This window comes from Tateyamaria sp. Alg231-49 (genome assembly GCF_900143535.1).
Taxonomy (GTDB): Bacteria; Pseudomonadota; Alphaproteobacteria; order Rhodobacterales; family Rhodobacteraceae; genus Tateyamaria.
This window is the reverse complement of sequence record NZ_FRFA01000009.1, coordinates 36,173-51,575: the sequence shown is the minus strand read 5'-3', so window position 1 is coordinate 51,575 and position 15,403 is coordinate 36,173. Positions and strand designations below refer to the sequence as shown.

14 protein-coding genes are annotated in these 15,403 nt (G+C 58.5%); 8 read left to right on the top strand and 6 right to left on the bottom strand.

The annotated features are described in order from the left end of the window. Entirely contained in the window at positions 1-1,071 is a 1,071-nt protein-coding gene (locus tag DHN60_RS14825) for an efflux RND transporter periplasmic adaptor subunit (RefSeq protein ID WP_234423651.1), read from the bottom strand. Positions 1,072-1,604: 533 nt separating this feature from the next. Between DHN60_RS14825 and trxA the strand changes: the two genes are divergently transcribed. From trxA to DHN60_RS14810, 3 genes are read left to right on the top strand one after another with little or no spacing between them, the layout of a single operon-like run. Next, positions 1,605-2,519: a thioredoxin gene (trxA, locus tag DHN60_RS14820; RefSeq protein WP_108838108.1), complete on the top strand. Its 915-nt coding sequence runs from the start codon at positions 1,605-1,607 to the stop codon at positions 2,517-2,519. A gap of 27 nt (positions 2,520-2,546) precedes the next feature. Then, positions 2,547-3,188 (top strand): LON peptidase substrate-binding domain-containing protein, encoded by a 642-nt coding sequence (locus DHN60_RS14815; protein ID WP_108838107.1) that lies wholly within the window; start codon positions 2,547-2,549, stop codon positions 3,186-3,188. Further along, positions 3,185-3,361, top strand: coding sequence for a Trm112 family protein (locus tag DHN60_RS14810; protein ID WP_108838106.1), 177 nt, complete (start codon positions 3,185-3,187; stop codon positions 3,359-3,361). Before DHN60_RS14815 ends, DHN60_RS14810 begins: the two co-directional genes overlap by 4 nt. Before the next feature lie 8 nt (positions 3,362-3,369). Here the strand turns inward: DHN60_RS14810 and DHN60_RS14805 are convergent, their stop codons facing one another. After that, positions 3,370-4,626 (bottom strand): FAD-dependent monooxygenase, encoded by a 1,257-nt coding sequence (locus tag DHN60_RS14805; RefSeq protein WP_108838202.1) that lies wholly within the window; start codon positions 4,624-4,626, stop codon positions 3,370-3,372. Positions 4,627-4,674: 48 nt separating this feature from the next. Here DHN60_RS14805 and DHN60_RS14800 point away from each other — a divergent pair, with 48 nt between their 5' ends. The 4 genes from DHN60_RS14800 to DHN60_RS14785 all read left to right on the top strand — a co-directional run bounded on the left by DHN60_RS14800 (position 4,675) and on the right by DHN60_RS14785 (position 11,041). Beyond that, entirely contained in the window at positions 4,675-6,003 is a 1,329-nt protein-coding gene (locus DHN60_RS14800) for an amidase (RefSeq protein WP_108838105.1), read from the top strand. Between the two features lie 208 nt (positions 6,004-6,211). Then, entirely contained in the window at positions 6,212-7,390 is a 1,179-nt protein-coding gene (locus DHN60_RS14795) for an aminotransferase class I/II-fold pyridoxal phosphate-dependent enzyme (protein ID WP_108838104.1), read from the top strand. A gap of 18 nt (positions 7,391-7,408) precedes the next feature. Further along, the gene (locus DHN60_RS14790; protein ID WP_108838103.1) at positions 7,409-10,243 is read left to right on the top strand and encodes a DNA translocase FtsK; all 2,835 of its coding nucleotides are present in this window, start codon (positions 7,409-7,411) and stop codon (positions 10,241-10,243) included. Positions 10,244-10,456: 213 nt separating this feature from the next. Further along, positions 10,457-11,041 carry an outer membrane lipoprotein carrier protein LolA gene (locus DHN60_RS14785; protein ID WP_108838201.1) on the top strand — a complete coding sequence of 195 codons (585 nt, stop codon included), beginning with the start codon at positions 10,457-10,459 and terminating at the stop codon, positions 11,039-11,041. Positions 11,042-11,052: 11 nt separating this feature from the next. On the opposite strand, the gene DHN60_RS14780 is transcribed toward DHN60_RS14785, so the two are convergent. Both DHN60_RS14780 and DHN60_RS14775 read right to left on the bottom strand, forming a co-directional pair. After that, on the bottom strand, positions 11,053-11,628 hold the full coding sequence (locus DHN60_RS14780; protein ID WP_108838102.1) for a lytic transglycosylase: 576 nt from the start codon (positions 11,626-11,628) through the stop codon (positions 11,053-11,055). Between the two features lie 87 nt (positions 11,629-11,715). Beyond that, complete coding sequence (locus tag DHN60_RS14775; RefSeq protein ID WP_108838101.1) at positions 11,716-12,597, bottom strand: AEC family transporter; 882 nt, start codon at positions 12,595-12,597, stop codon at positions 11,716-11,718. Positions 12,598-12,682: 85 nt separating this feature from the next. Between DHN60_RS14775 and hspQ the strand changes: the two genes are divergently transcribed. Then, a complete protein-coding gene (gene hspQ / locus DHN60_RS14770) occupies positions 12,683-13,009 on the top strand; it encodes a heat shock protein HspQ (protein WP_108838100.1) in 327 nt (108 codons plus the stop codon). A 28-nt stretch (positions 13,010-13,037) separates the two neighbouring features. Here the strand turns inward: hspQ and DHN60_RS14765 are convergent, their stop codons facing one another. Both DHN60_RS14765 and DHN60_RS14760 read right to left on the bottom strand, forming a co-directional pair. Then, the gene (locus DHN60_RS14765; RefSeq protein ID WP_108838099.1) at positions 13,038-14,612 is read right to left on the bottom strand and encodes a gamma-glutamyltransferase family protein; all 1,575 of its coding nucleotides are present in this window, start codon (positions 14,610-14,612) and stop codon (positions 13,038-13,040) included. 338 nt (positions 14,613-14,950) lie between these two features. Further along, positions 14,951-15,400: an ATP-binding protein gene (locus DHN60_RS14760; protein ID WP_108838098.1), complete on the bottom strand. Its 450-nt coding sequence runs from the start codon at positions 15,398-15,400 to the stop codon at positions 14,951-14,953. Positions 15,401-15,403: the final 3 nt, after the last annotated feature.

The window sequence follows — 15,403 nt, the reverse complement described above, 5'->3', positions numbered from 1 at the left end:
TCAGTTCCCCTCGGCCGTGCCAGCCAGAACCGCATTCACTTCGACGCCGGGGCGAACACGTTGCAAGCCTTCGACGATGACGCTTTCGCCTTCACGCAACCCTTCAGTTACGACCACGTCAATTTCGTGCTGTGCGCCGAGCACGACATAGCGTTGTTCCACCAGCTGTTTGTCGGTCACCACCAGCAAAAAATCGCCGCGCTGGTCGCGCTGAACCGCATTTTGCGGGATGAGAACGCTCAGCGTTGGTTCCAGAGCTTCGATCACAACAGACACAAAGCCGCCGTCGAGGATCATCCGGCGGTCATTTTGGAATTTAGCACGCAGTGAAATTGTCCCGGTTGATGGGTCGATCTGGTTGTCGATGAATACGATCTCGCCCGGCTCGTCCAAGAGGGTGCTATTGGGCAGCTTAACAAACACATTGGGTGACTCGCCGTCGTTCACCAAATCATCCACACCTTTGTCGAGACGATCCAGAACGCCCAAGAGTTGAGACTCCGAAAGCGAAAAGGTCACATATGTTGGGGTTTCTTGCACCACCGTCGCCAAAGGACCCGTCGAAGGACCGACCAAAGCGCCAAGGCTGATATTTGATCGACCAATCCGCCCGTCGAACGGGGCCGTGATTGTGGTGCGTTCAAGGTTGAGTTCAGCTTCCTTCAGAGACGCTTGCGCAGAGGATAAATCGGCTTCTGCAACCGAGGCATTGGCCTCTGCGATGTCTTTCTCGGACTCCGCAATGGTGTCGCGGCGGAAGAGCTCTGTTTTTCGGACCAGTTCAATCTCTGCAAGTTTTACGTTGGCCTCAGCACGCTGTACAGCGGCCTTTTGCCCCGCCACTTCCGCGGCATATGTGTCTGGCTCGATCTTAAAAATCACATCGCCTGTTTTGACCAAGGAGCCTTCTTCGGCGACAATCTCGGTAACGATCCCCGTCACGCGCGCGACCAAGTCTGTTACGGCCGCAGCTTCTCCGCGGCCAACGAATGTGGTCTCACTCAAGAGCTCTTTGCTGTACGCGGCGGATATGACGACCTTAGGCGCCGGGGCGGCTTGTTCCTGTGCCATTGAGAACTGAGCGCTCAAAAAAGTGACGCTCAGCACCACCGTCAGAAAAAAAAACGACAATCTCGAAGTCATGCTGTACCTGCCCCACCGTAGAGTTCTGTTTGCGTTGTCCGGATGTTTCCCAGCCAACGTCGCGTCATTTAGTTAAAAACACAAGATAAAGCCTGTGGCCACCCGATAGCGGTCGCGCCCGTATGCCGGCTGTCGTTCAATAGCGTTCGATGTCTGATTGCGGGGGTGGATCAGGAGCGGCCATGCTCTTTGTTTTTATCAGTTTAACGTGCTTTCAAACCCACCGTTCGCCAAACAAAAAGACGGCAGGACAATGCACCAGGTCGGCGCACAAACGGACACATCAAGCCCTTTGCACGGTCCTATGCCGGTCGCCTTGGCGCTCTGTCCTACCCGCCGTCGTCGCCCGATGTGTCCATGTCTGCCTTACCCTGTCTTGGCCTCGGGCACCCCAACACCCCTTGGAAGTTTGCCCATTCCAATCCATATAAGCCCCAAGTTTTGATAGAAGGATCAAATTCATGGATTTGGGATTGTCTGCTGCCCCTGCCGACGCTGACCTGATCAAGGACAGCACTGAGGCGACCTTCATGGCTGACGTGGTCGAAGCCAGCCAGACCACGCCGGTGATCGTTGATTTCTGGGCCCCATGGTGCGGCCCCTGCAAGACTCTCGGGCCGATGCTCGAAGAGGCTGTGAAAGCCGCCAAGGGCGCGGTCAAGATGGTTAAGATCAACGTTGACGAGGCGCAGATGATCGCGGGTCAGTTGCAGATCCAGTCGATCCCTACCGTCTATGCGTTCTGGCAGGGACAACCCGTGGATGGGTTTCAGGGCGCGCAGCCCAACTCCGAAATCACGGCCTTTGTTGACCGGGTGATCAAAGCCTCTGGTGGCGCTTCCCCCGAAGATGGCCTGAACGAGGCCGTTGCCGCCGCCGAAGAGATGCTGAACGAGGGTGCTGCGGTGGATGCCGCCCAAACCTTTGCCGCAATTTTGGGCGAAGAACCGGCTCATGCCGTGGCCTATAGCGGCCTTGTGCGCGCCCACATCGCCCTCGAAGATCTGGACCAGGCCGAAGCGATCCTGAACGGCGCGCCTGCCGAAATCTCGGACACGCCCGAACTTGATGCGGCCCATGCCCAACTGCAACTTGCCAAGCAGGCAGCCGATGCGGGCCCCGTCGCTGACTTGCGGGCTGTGGTCGAGGCTGACCCGGACGATCACGAGGCGCGGCTGGAACTGGCCAAGGCGCTTCATGCCAATGGCGAGACCGAGGCGGCGGTTGACCAACTGCTTGATCTGTTCCGTCGTGACAGAGAGTGGAACGATGGCGCGGCTAAGGCCCAGCTGTTCACCATTTTCGACGCGCTCAAGGCCAATGACCCGATTGTGCTCAATGGCCGTCGTAAACTTAGCTCAATGATATTTGCCTGACGGCGTTGTCGGGCTAGCTGGCAGAACATGATAAAAGTGACTGACCTCCCCGATACGATTCCGGTATTTCCATTGCCGGGGGCGTTGCTGTTGCCGCGATCCCGGTTGCCGCTCCATATTTTTGAACCGCGTTATCTGCAGATGCTCGATGATGTGCTCAAAACAGAAGGCCGTCTGGTCGGGATGGTGCAACCAAACGAGGTCGCCGGACGCGGGGGCACGGGGCTTCACACAATTGGTTGTGCGGGCCGGATCACCCAGTTTTCAGAAACCGAAGACAACCGCTATCTGATTACGCTCAGCGGTATTTCACGCTTTCGCGTGATGAAGGAAGTTGATGGGTTCACCCCATATCGGCGTTGTGACGTGATCTGGGACGGGTTTGAACGCGATCAGGGCAAGACCGAAGAAGACGCCGTTTTTGATCGGGATGGGTTCCTTGACCTGTTGGGCCGGTATTTTGAGGCGCGCTCGCTCTCGGCAGATTGGGAAACGCTGAAGGACGCGGATGATGAGTTGCTGATCAACTCTCTGTCGATGATGCTGGATCTCGATCCCGAGGATAAACAGGCGCTGCTTGAGGCGCCATCGTTGAGCACGCGGCGCGAGACGTTGGTGACACTGATCGAGTTTGATTTGCGTGGCGGCGAAGGAGATATGTTGCAATGAGCACGGATGCAGATCGCAAGATGCTTGAGGCGCTCATTTGCCCACAGACCCACGCCACGTTGCGCTATGACGCGGAGGCGCAGGAACTGGTGTCGGACAACGCGGGCCTTGCCTATCCGATCCGAAACGGGATCCCGGTTATGCTGGTGGATGAGGCGCGCAAGATCGACTGAGGCCGCCCTCAGAGCGGAGCGCCGCGCATCAGCCGTGGCAAGTTGCCCGTCAGCCCGGCGGCTTCGCGGATAAAGCCGCGTCTTAGGCCCGGCATCTTGTTCACGACACCCATGCCCAGATCGCGCAGGCCGCGTAGCAAGGCATTATCGTTCGAAAACAATCGGTTGAAGCTGTCCGTGGCCAGTGCCAACGCCGTGTTGTCAAAGCGGCGCCATTCCTCGTAGCGGGCCAGCACCGCTTCGCTGCCAGCATCTTCGCCGCGCCGTATGGCATCCGTGATCACTTCTGCCAAAGCGGCGATATCTCGCATACCTGCGTTCAATCCCTGACCCGCAATCGGGTGCACGCCGTGGGCCGCATCCCCGACCAATGCAGTGCGCGGTGCCACCAATCGCGACGCCAGCGACAGGGACAGAGGGTAGGTGAAGCGTTTACCTGTCAAACTGATCTCGCCCAGAAAGTCGCCAAAGCGGGGGCGAAGCATGGTGAGGTATTCCGCGTCAGGCATGGCATTGAAGGCGGCCGCCGTCTCGGCCCGCTCGCTCCATACGATGGAACTGACATTGCCGGGCAGGGGCAGGATCGCCAGTGGGCCGGCGGGCATAAAGAATTGGTGCGCAATGCCATGGTGCGGTTTTTCATGGGCAATGGCGCAAACGAGGGCGGTCTGCCCATATTCCCAGCCTGTCCGCTTGATCCCAGAGCGCACCGCCGTGCCGCTGCTGCGCCCGTCGGCACCAACCACAAGCGACCCGGTCAGGGTTTTGCCAGAAGACAGGGTCAGCGTAACGCCTCCCGGTGTCACCGCTTGATCGGTCACCGTCTCACCTGCCAGATGCGTGATACCTTCAGTCTTTTCCATGGCTTCGATCAGCGCGCGGCGCAGGTGGCGGTCCTGCACCATATGGCCCATTGGACCTTCTTCAATCTCGGCATGATCAAAGTGCATGAAAAAGGGTGAGGGCCCTTCGCCCGCGCGGCCATCCGAAACTTTGATCTCGAGGATGGGCTGGCTATGATCCGCAATCGTGTCCCAAATGCCGATGCCATCCAGCAGCCGTTGTGAGGTGAGAGCCACCGCATAGCTGCGCCCGTCAAAGTCGGCCGCGGTGCGGGTTTCTTTTTCCAAGGCGTCGATCACGGTTACCCGTTGACCCGTCTGTGCCAGCGCTAGGGCAAGGATCGGACCCGACAGGCCGCCGCCAACGATGAGGATGTCAGTGCTCATGCCTCGCAATATGGCCGTGAGGGTGGGATTGTCCATGCGCCCCGACGTCGCTACCGTCACCGCAAAGAGCAGCGGAGAAGACATATGCAGGACTGGTTGAGCAAAAGTGCATGCGATCTGGGGCGCGCGATCGGCGCGGGTGACGTTGATCCTGTCAATCTGGCTCACGCATTCTTTGACCGTATCGAGGGTCACGATCTCAAAGACAAAATCTATGCCCGTCTGACCAAGGATCGCGCGATGGCCGAAGCACGGGCCGCATCGCAGCGCGCAAAATCAGGGCAGCGGCTGTCTGTGCTTGATGGCGTCCCGATCAGTTGGAAAGACCTGTTCGACACTGCCGGAGACGGGACGGAAGCCGGATCAAAACTGCTGGCGGGTCGGGTGCCGGAGGCGGACGCCGTAGTGCTGCAAAATACGACGTCTGCTGGGTTGGTCTGTTTGGGCAAGACCCATATGAGCGAGCTGGCTTTTTCTGGCCTTGGCTACAACCCGTCCACGCAAACACCGCCCTGCGTGAATGACGCGTCGGCTGTGTCAGGGGGCTCGTCATCGGGGGCGGCGGCGTCGGTGGCCTTTGGCCTCGCGCCCGCAGCCATTGGGTCTGACACCGGCGGATCAGTGCGGATTCCGGCGGCGTGGAACGATCTGGTGGGGATGAAGACCACACATGGACAGTTGTCACTGGAAGGCTGTGTGCCGCTCAGCCTCAAGTTCGATACAGTGGGTCCGCTGACCCGGACAGTCGAAGATGCGGCTGTTCTGATCGCTTTGATGCAAGGGGTGCCCGTGCCTGATTTACGGGGTGCGTCGCTGAAGGGTCGCCGCTTTGCGGCTTTGCAAACATCTGTGCTGGAAGACACCCGCGATGCCCCATTGGCGGCCTATGAAACCGCGATTGCAAGGCTGGAAGCAGCAGGCGCCATTGTCGAGCCGCTGGAGGTGCCCGCAGTTGCGGACGCGCTGGCCCTTGCGGGGCCTTTGTTGCCGGGCGAGGTTTATGGCCTTTGGCGCGACGTGATCGAGGCACAGCCAGAGGCGATGTATGCGGAAATCCTTGAGCGGTTCCGCCTTGGCAAGGAGTTCAGCGCACCGGATTACAGTGCAGCCTGGGCGCAACTGGACGCAGCGCGCGCTGCTTGGGATGCTGCCACGGTTGCCTATGATGGTGTGCTTGCGCCGACCGCCCCGATCCTGCCACCCAATCTCAAGCGTTTGAATGCGGATGGAGTGTATTACAAGACAGAGAACCTGCTGGCGCTGCGCAACACCCGCATTGGCAACCTGCTTGGGATTTGTGCGCTGACGTTGCCCACGGGTGTGCCCAGTTGCGGCCTCATGATTTTTGGTGCGCGTGATCGCGATACGGCCTTGTTGCGGATGGGTATGGCAGCAGAAGCGGCGTTGATCTGACGAGCGCGCTTTGCGCGACGCCATGTTTTAGGGGGTTTCACCCCCGTCCTTCGGACTCCCCCATGGTATTTTTTGTCAAAAGAAGCCGTTGGTTGGCGGAATTGCCACGCCGCTTACGTTTTGGCTCGGTTTTTCTGGACGTGGGAGTCTTGCTTGGGCTATCTTGGGAGAAACGGGGCGATAACGATCCCGAACCTGAGGCAGTTTGATGAAGTTTCCCGAGCGGTTTTCGAACCTTCCGGCCTATGCATTTCCGCGTTTGCGCGCCCTGTTGGACATCCATCCAGCGGGCGGCGAAGTGGTGCATATGACCATCGGCGAGCCCAAGCATGCCTTTCCTGCGTGGATTACGGATGTCATTGCGGCGCATGCCGCCGGGTTTAACAACTATCCCCCCAATGAAGGCATTCCCGAGTTGCGTCGTGCCTTTTGTGATTGGCTTGGGCGTCGTTATGGGGTCGAAAAAGACCCGGATGTGCACGTGATGCCGCTTAATGGGACGCGCGAGGGGCTTTATAATGCTGCGATGGCACTGTGCCCGGAGCAGAAGAAGGGGCAGCGCCCCGTCGTTTTGATGCCCAACCCGTTTTATCAGGTCTATATGCTGGCGGCGATTTCTGCCGGTGCTGATCCGGTATTGGTGCCTGCGACGGCTGAAACCGATCATTTGCCTGACTTTGCCAGTGTTGACCCGGCCATACTGAACCGTGCGGTCGCGTGCTATATGTGTTCACCTGCAAACCCCCAAGGGGCGGTTGCGGATGCTGGGTATTGGCGTGATCTGATCGCCTTGGCCGAACAATATGATTTCCAGGTCTTTGCGGACGAGTGTTATTCGGAGATCTATCGTGACGTTCCGCCCGTTGGCGTTTTGGAATGCATTGGTGATGCGAACCCAGAGCGGGTTGTGGCGTTTCATTCGCTGTCAAAACGTTCGAACCTGCCGGGGCTGCGGTCAGGGTTCATCGTTGGCGGACCTGACACAATGCGCGAAGTGCGCCAGTTGCGTACCTATGCGGGCACACCGCTGCCAACCCCGTTGCAGCACGCGGCAGCCGCGGTCTGGGCGGATGAGGAACATGTGATCGACAACCGTGCGCAGTATCATGAGAAATACGATCTGGCCGACCGCATTCTTGGCAATGTGCCGGGTTACGCCGCCCCAGAGGCTGGATTTTTCCTGTGGCTGCCGGTTCGGGATGGAGAGGCCGCTGCACTGAACTTATGGCTGGCGACTGGTGTGCGGGTGCTGCCCGGCGCCTACCTTGCGCGCGAAATAGACGGGGTGAACCCCGGGCATGGATACATTCGGGTGGCTCTGGTCGCCCCAAAGGCAGAGACGGAGCGGGGGCTGATGGCCATCCGCGACACGCTCTACGCCGATTGAATTAACGAAGGACAAGGCATGGCATACCAAACACGGCGTGACCCACTTTTTGATCAAGATGTGCAGGCAGCGATTGAAAAACGCAGTCGCGAGCTGATCGGCATCGCTTTGGTGATCGCCGGTGCAATGGTCGCAGCCATGATGCTGAGTTACACGCCGCATGATCCGAACTGGATGGCATCGACGGACGCGCCTGTGCAGAACTGGATGGGGCGCACGGGCGCTTCGCTGGCAGCACCCATGGTGATGATCGCAGGTTGGGGCATCTTTGGGATTGCCATTGTGCTGATGGTCTGGGGCGTGCGGTTTGCGCTGCACTTGGGCCGTGAACGCGCCTTGGGGCGGTTGATCTTTGCCCCCATAGCCATCGCCTTCGGGTCGATTTATGCCGCCACATTGCAGCCGGGTTCGGAGTGGAGCGCGACGCATGGCTTTGGCCTTGGTGGGCTGTTTGGCGATACGGTTATGGCGTTTTTGCTGACGGCTTTGCCCATCGGGTCCACCTTTACGGTCAAGCTGATGTCCTTTGCCATGGGTGTTGGAATTGTGGTGTTCGGGGCCTTTGTTCTTGGGTTCACACGGGCAGAATTGTCGCGCATTGCGCGATTCCTGCTGGTCGGTTTGGTGATGGTCTATGCGGCGCTGATGACTGTGTTGGGTCGTGGCGCAAGTGGGGCCGTGCAGGCTGCGCGCACGATGCAGGAGCGGTCCGCAGACCGGCGCACTCAACGTGAGATCGCAGCGCAAGAGGCTGAAGCCTATGCGGTGCCGATCGCCCCGGTGCCCGAGCCAGCATATGACGAAAGCCTTGAGATGGAACCGCCCAAACCGGGGCTGCTGGCCCGCATGCCCGCCCTGATCAAACGCGCCGATCCAGAGCCGCAGACGCTGCCGGAAATGGAATTGGTCGACACCTATTCTGATGTCGAAGTGGACGATAGCCCTGTAGATGCGCGGGTTAGAAGTAAAATTGCAGATGTGATCAAGTCACGGGTGCGCGCTGCTCCGGCCGGGCAGGCACACCCAACTGCGCCTCTGACGAAAGGTCGTGGACGTGGCCCCGATCCACTGCTGGTTCATGGCGCTCCACACGCACCTCTACCACCTGAACCGCCCCTCACTGCCGATCTTGTGGCACGCCGGGCCGAACCACCGCTGAGCGCGCAGGAATTTGAGGATGACCTGATTGAACCGGCTGCGCCCGAGCCTGTTGCCGCGCCTGCAATCCCGGTGGCCGAGCCGCGTAAAGTGGTGCAGCAACCCGCCCGCAAGCCTGTGCAACCCAGTGCGCGCGCCCAAGCAGAGGCGCAGCCGAAGCTTGCATTCGAAGACACCCATCCCGGCTTTGAGTTGCCCCCGCTCAACCTGTTGGAAACCCCGACAGATGTGCAGCGCCACCACCTGAGCGACGAGGCTTTGGAAGAAAATGCGCGGATGCTGGAAAACGTGCTGGACGACTATGGCGTTAAGGGCGAGATCGTCAGCGTGCGCCCCGGCCCTGTGGTGACGATGTACGAACTTGAACCTGCGCCGGGCCTCAAAGCCTCGCGCGTGATCGGGCTGGCAGATGACATTGCCCGTTCCATGGCGGCACTGTCTGCGCGGGTCAGCACAGTGCCCGGACGCTCTGTCATCGGTATCGAACTGCCCAACGAAAACCGCGAAAAGGTGGTCTTACGCGAAATTTTGTCGTCGCGCGACTTTGGCGACAGCAACATGCGTTTGCCGCTGGCACTGGGCAAAGACATTGGTGGCGATTCAATGGTCGCCAACCTTGCCAAGATGCCTCACCTGCTGATCGCGGGGACAACGGGTTCGGGTAAATCGGTGGCGATCAACACTATGATCCTCAGCCTGCTCTACAAGCTTACGCCTGAAGAATGCCGGTTGATCATGATTGACCCCAAAATGCTGGAACTGTCTGTCTATGATGGCATTCCGCACCTTCTGTCCCCCGTTGTGACAGATCCGAAAAAGGCGGTCGTGGCCCTGAAATGGACCGTGGGCGAGATGGAAGAACGTTATCGCAAGATGTCCAAGATGGGCGTGCGCAACATCGAAGGATACAATGGCCGGGTGCGCGAAGCGCTGGCCAAGAACGAGATGTTCAGCCGCACAGTTCAGACCGGATTTGATGACGATACCGGCGAGCCCATCTTTGAGACGGAAGAGTTCGCGCCCGAGGCCCTGCCTTATATCGTTGTGATCGTCGACGAGATGGCCGACCTGATGATGGTTGCCGGCAAAGAGATCGAGGCTTGCATTCAGCGGCTGGCTCAGATGGCCCGGGCGTCGGGTATCCACCTGATCATGGCGACACAGCGCCCGTCGGTTGACGTTATTACCGGTACGATCAAGGCCAACTTCCCCACGCGGATCTCGTTTCAGGTGACGTCGAAAATCGACAGCCGGACGATCCTTGGTGAAATGGGCGCCGAACAACTGCTGGGCATGGGCGACATGCTTTATATGGCGGGCGGGGCGAAGATCACCCGTTGCCACGGCCCGTTTGTGTCGGATGAAGAGGTCGAAGAAGTCGTGACCCACCTTAAGGCATTTGGTGTACCTGACTATGTCAGCGGCGTGCTTGATGGGCCGGACGAAGACAAGGAAAGCAGCATCGATCAGGTGCTGGGCCTTGGCGGCAATACGGACGGTGAAGACGCTCTTTATGACACTGCTGTCGCCATCGTGATCAAGGACCGCAAGTGTTCGACCTCGTACATCCAACGCAAGTTGGCCATCGGCTACAACAAGGCGGCAAGGCTGGTTGAGCAGATGGAAGACGAGGGTGTGGTAAGCAGTGCCAACCACGTCGGAAAACGCGAGATTCTGGTGCCTGAGCACGGGTGATTTGCACCTTGCGATGTACCGGCCGAGCACAGTTTGTGCATCGCCTGATTAGGTCTGGCTATTTCAGAGCTTGGAAATGAGTGCCGCAGATGTGCGGCCCCTGTGGGCAGTGATTTGCCAGCTTTTGGGCCGCGCTATCGCATATCAAGGTGGTGCGCTCTATATCAGACTCAAGACACATGACCCCAAGGACGCAGACACCCTATGATCCGGATAACACGTATCGCCGCAATCGTACTGGCCCTGTTGGCAGGACAAGCGGCCTTGGCCGACAAGCTATCGCTGAATGCACTTTCAGCCTATCTCAATGACCTGAAAACCGCCGAAGGGTCGTTCACACAGATCAACGACGATGGGTCGATCAGTACCGGCAAACTCTACATCAAACGGCCAGGCAGAATGCGGTTTGAATACAACGCACCCGATACGGCATTGGTCGTTGCCTCTGCAAACGCAGTTTATATCGTGGACTCGAAATCCAACCAGCCACCCGAAACCTACCCCTTGCGGCGCACGCCCTTGTCGCTGATCCTTGCCCGCAATGTGAACCTGAGTGCTGCAAACATGGTTGTGGGTCACAACTTTGACGGCACAGCGACGGTTGTGACGGCGCAAGATCCTAAAAATCCTGAATATGGCAGCATCCAGATGAAGTTCACAGGCAACCCTGTGCAACTGCGGCAATGGGTGGTCAACGACAACGGTGGTGGCAAAACCACCGTTGTACTGGGCGAACTGAAGACCGGTGGGTCCCTGTCAAACCGCCTTTTCAGTGAGCCGCGCCCCGATCGGAACTAGGCTCACTGCTCTTAACAGGACTGCAACTGCAGGGCATACATGTCCGCACGCTTGTCGACTTCTCCGGCCACGCGCACCAGCCATGGTTTGGAATTGTAGCTACCACGGCGGTAACCACTGCGGCCTTCGTGATAGGCCAGATACTGGTTGCGCGCGTCCGAAACGGGAACGCCAAGGCGCTCTTGGGTTTCCTGCATATACCATCCCATGAAATCGGTGGCATCGCGAATGCGATCGCGACGGGCGACGCGGTGCCCCGTTTCATCAAGGTATTCTTCCCACGTGCCATCCAGAGCCTGAGAGTATCCAAAGGCGCTGGATTGACGGCCAAGTGGGATCACACCAGCCGCATACCGATACGGGGTGCGCGCATCGGAAATGAATTTGCTTTCCTGATAGATCGTCGCCATCTGCACGTGCACAGGGACGCCGTATTTCCGCTCAGTTGCGCGGAACGCCTTCAGGTATCCGGGACGCTCGGCAAGGATCGAACAGGCGTTGTCCAGCTGACGGGGGGCCGTGCCCGACCCGCCACCACAGCTGGCAGCCAAAAGAACCAATGCCAATGCGCGAAAGAGTCTGCTCATCTGCCTCACTCGCTTTTGTTTTTTATTTTGCAGGCAGTATAGCGAAAAACACCGGACGTGGAAATCACGAATTGTTAGCAGGCGTCGCTAAAGCACAAAGGCGAGGATCAAGGGCAGGGCGGCGACCGACATCAGGGTCGAGGCCACGACAAGGCCCGCGACAGAGGGCGCATCGGCTCCGTACTTTTCAGCAATTAAATATGAAGTCACCGCAACAGGTGTGGCCACCTGCAAAACAAGCACGCCGAATGCAACCCGATCCAATTCGAAGACTGAGCCAACACCCCATGCGACGGCCACACAGAGCGACAGTTTGACAAAGGACAAGCCGATCGCACGCAACATACCCTTTGCCGACAAACGGGCCACCGCGACGCCAAGCGTGATCAGCATCATCGGGATTGCCATCTGTCCGATCAGTTCCAGCGTATTGGTCACAAAGCCGGGCGTTTCCCATCCCTGCCACATGAGCAGAGCGCCCAGTATAGTGGCCCAGACCAAAGGTTCGCGCAGGACCCGGCCCAGCGAACCGGAACCGGCAACCAGCCATATACCATAAGTGTAGGACCACAGCGCCATGATTGCGAAAACGATGATGGCATAGCTCAGACCCTCATCCCCAAACGCAAACAGCGCCAGCGGCAGGCCCAGATTGCCGGTGTTTCCGAAAATAAGGGGTGCGGTATAGGTGCGCCCTTCAAGACGCAGCAAGTTGACCAGTGCCAAAAACGCCAGAGAGATGAGGGCATAAGCCATGACCGAAGCCAGCGACAGGGCGGTCAACGCCTCGGGCGCGATTCGGGTCTGCATCAGAGAAACGAAGATCAGGCAGGGCAAAGACAGTGTCATTGCCAACTGCGTTACAAACTGAATGCGGTACTCCAGCCCGATCTTGACCCAGACAAAGCCGATACTGGCCAGTAAAAATACAGGGGCGACGATCTGAAGGACTGTTACTGTCAGGTTCACAGACTGTTTCCAGCAATAATGTGCTCAATTGTTGGACAAATGTCCCTTGCACCGTGTAATCACGCAAGATAGGGGGCGCAACGCTATGCTCAGAACGCGCGCAAAATATCACTTGGGCCAAGTCGTCCGCCACAAAAAACACCCCTTCCGAGGCGTGGTGTTTGACGTGGATCCTGAGTTTTCCAATACGGACGAGTGGTACGAGGCGATCCCCGAAGACAGCCGCCCCAAAAAGGCGCAGCCGTTTTACCACTTGCTGGCGGAAAATGACCAAAGCTACTACGTGGCCTACGTGTCCGAGCAGAACCTTGTTGCGGATTATTCCGGCGAGCCGGTAGATCACCCGGACATCCCTGATCTGTTTGGCCCGTTTCAAGACGGGACCTACCCGCTGCACTTTCAGCTGAACTAATGCCGGGCGGACGTGCCGTCCGCCTGACTTAATACCCCAATGCACACCCGTCTTTGCGAGGATCGCTGGCGCCTTCCAGCACGCCGCTGTCGTGAATTTCGATGGCCTGCGCCCCGCCAATTGGCGTGTCTGGAACAACCACCTTGTGTCCCATATCGGCCAGTTCGGCGCGGACCGTATCGGAATAACCACGTTCGAGTTTCATATCGCCATTGTCGCTGAAGGCACGTGGCGCATCGATTGACGTCTGCGCGTCCATGCCGAAATCAACGATGTTGGTCACGAACCGGGAATGGCCCGTCGCCTGATAGGCGCCGCCCATGACGCCAAAAGGCATGAAGGGTTTGCCGTCTTTGGCCAACATGCCCGGAATGATCGTATGCATGGGTCGCTTGCCGCCCTTCAGTTCGTTGGGGTGGCCTTCTTCCACAGTGAAGCCTGCGCCGCGGTTGTGCAGCAGGATTCCGTATTTGTCGGTGGCAATGCCCGACCCGAACCCGTGAAAGATCGAATAGATCAGCGACACGGCCATGCCGTCGCGGTCCACAACGGTGATATAGATCGTGTCTTTGTGAACCTGTTCGGACAAGGCAGTGGGGTCGTCCATGGCGCGGTTTGGATTAACAAGCGCGGCCAGTGCGGCGGCTGTTTCAGGTGCCAGCATGTGATCCAGACGCGTGGTGTAATCCGCATCGCCAATCAACCGGTTGCGCGTGTCATAGGCCAGTTTGGTCACTTCTGCCTCGATATGGGTCCGTTCAGTGCCGAAGGGGTCCATGTTGGCCACGTCAAAGTGCTTGAACATATTCAGGATCAGGTTGGCCGTCGCGCCGTGGCCGTTCGGCGGATGCTCGAACAGCTCGATACCTTTGTATGTGCTGCTGATTGGGGTCGTGTCGGTGCAGGCGGTGGTCGCGAAATCTGCGAGGCTGTGCTTGCCACCGGCTGCGTTCAGCGCGCTGACCATGTCTTCTGCGATCTCACCCGTGTAGAACGCATCGCGTCCCTGGCTCGCGATCTTGCGCAAAACGGCGGCCTGACCGGGTGCGGCAAATATCTGTCCGGTGGACGGTGCCTTTCCGTCAATCATAAACTTGTCGCGGGCCACACCCTGCAAAACGCTTGAATCGCTTGCCCAGTCAAAGGCGACGCGCTGCGACACGGGTATGCCCTGTTCTGCATAGTGGATCGCGGGGGCCAGGAGGCGGTCAAGGCCAAGAGTGCCGACCCGTTCAGAGAGGGTGCAAAAGGCGTCGATTGCGCCGGGGATGGTGACGGCATGCGCGCTTTGTGGTGGGACCACGGAATGGCCCTCGGCCCTTAGATCAGCAGCGTCCAATGCAGACGGAGCGCGTCCCGACCCGTTGAGCGCGTTGATTTTGCCGCTCGCATCTGACCAGAGGACAAAGCAGTCGCCTCCGATCCCGGTCATCTGTGGTTCGCAAATTCCAAGCAACACGGCACCAGCGATGGCCGCGTCCATGGCGTTGCCACCAGCCTTCAGCGTTTCCACAGCAACTTGAGCCGCCAGTGGATGAGAAGTTGCGCACATTCCAGAAGTGGCCAGAACAGGCGAACGGCCCGGTTGATGAAAGTCTCGCATGTTGGCTGGCCCCTGTGGTGTTCAAACTGAAGCGTAACGTATCTGCGTTACCCGCTTTGTCCACTCGATTGTTTTGGGGGCAATAGTTCCTCGGTGCCGCGCACTGGGTGGGGGCAATTAAACGCGACACCGAGGGAAGCCATATGCAGCTACAAGTCACGGTATGTCGGGGAATCAAGGCAGTAATGTGGTCGCTGAGCGGCGCTTTCTTGGAATGTCGGGGGTTTTGGTTCGCCCAGTGCCATCCACAGGCTGAAATTGGCAAAACAGAGCGCCAGAATGTTTGGCGAGGTTTTGGGCAGACGGAGATCGGGAGCGCACTCAGACTCCCCGGCCGCTCAAGAGATGGCAACGGCCAAACGCAGGCACAAGCGATTTTGACGTGAAACGCGGACATAGCTGACGTCCTTGGCGAGGTCTTGGATCAAGAACCAGCCAAAGCCGCCTTCGGGTATATCATCGAATGCCACATCCGTTTCAACTGCGACGCCTAGAGGCGTGTGCCCATCCGGCATGGCACGACCTGAATCGACCACAGTCAAGTGAAGCCCGTCCCGCGCATGAGCGCAGGTAATGTAGATTGGGCCACAGGGGTCACCGCGGGGATAGGCGTGTTCGACAACGTTATTCAACGCCTCGGCCATGACCAGTTCGACAGTGCCAGACTCTTCAACGTCGAGCGACAGAGGAGTTAAGTTGTCCTGCAACTTGGCAAGTGCCTCGCGTACTGCCAACTCGCCACTTTGGACCGAGATTTTAAAGGCAGGCATTTGCGATATGAGGGACATGGC

Excerpts from the sequence above, each read along its gene's own strand:
- DHN60_RS14815 (WP_108838107.1), top strand. The coding sequence starts at position 2,547 with ATGATAAAAGTGACTGACCTCCCCGATACGATTCCGGTATTTCCATTG.
- DHN60_RS14795 (WP_108838104.1), top strand. The coding sequence starts at position 6,212 with ATGAAGTTTCCCGAGCGGTTTTCGAACCTTCCGGCCTATGCATTTCCG.
- DHN60_RS14800 (WP_108838105.1), top strand. The coding sequence starts at position 4,675 with ATGCAGGACTGGTTGAGCAAAAGTGCATGCGATCTGGGGCGCGCGATC.
- DHN60_RS14780 (WP_108838102.1), bottom strand. The coding sequence starts at position 11,628 with ATGAGCAGACTCTTTCGCGCATTGGCATTGGTTCTTTTGGCTGCCAGC.
- DHN60_RS14810 (WP_108838106.1), top strand. The coding sequence starts at position 3,185 with ATGAGCACGGATGCAGATCGCAAGATGCTTGAGGCGCTCATTTGCCCA.
- DHN60_RS14765 (WP_108838099.1), bottom strand. The coding sequence starts at position 14,612 with ATGCGAGACTTTCATCAACCGGGCCGTTCGCCTGTTCTGGCCACTTCT.
- hspQ (WP_108838100.1), top strand. The coding sequence starts at position 12,683 with ATGCTCAGAACGCGCGCAAAATATCACTTGGGCCAAGTCGTCCGCCAC.
- DHN60_RS14825 (WP_234423651.1), bottom strand. The coding sequence starts at position 1,071 with ATGGCACAGGAACAAGCCGCCCCGGCGCCTAAGGTCGTCATATCCGCC.
- trxA (WP_108838108.1), top strand. The coding sequence starts at position 1,605 with ATGGATTTGGGATTGTCTGCTGCCCCTGCCGACGCTGACCTGATCAAG.
- DHN60_RS14760 (WP_108838098.1), bottom strand. The coding sequence starts at position 15,400 with ATGTCCCTCATATCGCAAATGCCTGCCTTTAAAATCTCGGTCCAAAGT.
- DHN60_RS14805 (WP_108838202.1), bottom strand. The coding sequence starts at position 4,626 with ATGGACAATCCCACCCTCACGGCCATATTGCGAGGCATGAGCACTGAC.
- DHN60_RS14790 (WP_108838103.1), top strand. The coding sequence starts at position 7,409 with ATGGCATACCAAACACGGCGTGACCCACTTTTTGATCAAGATGTGCAG.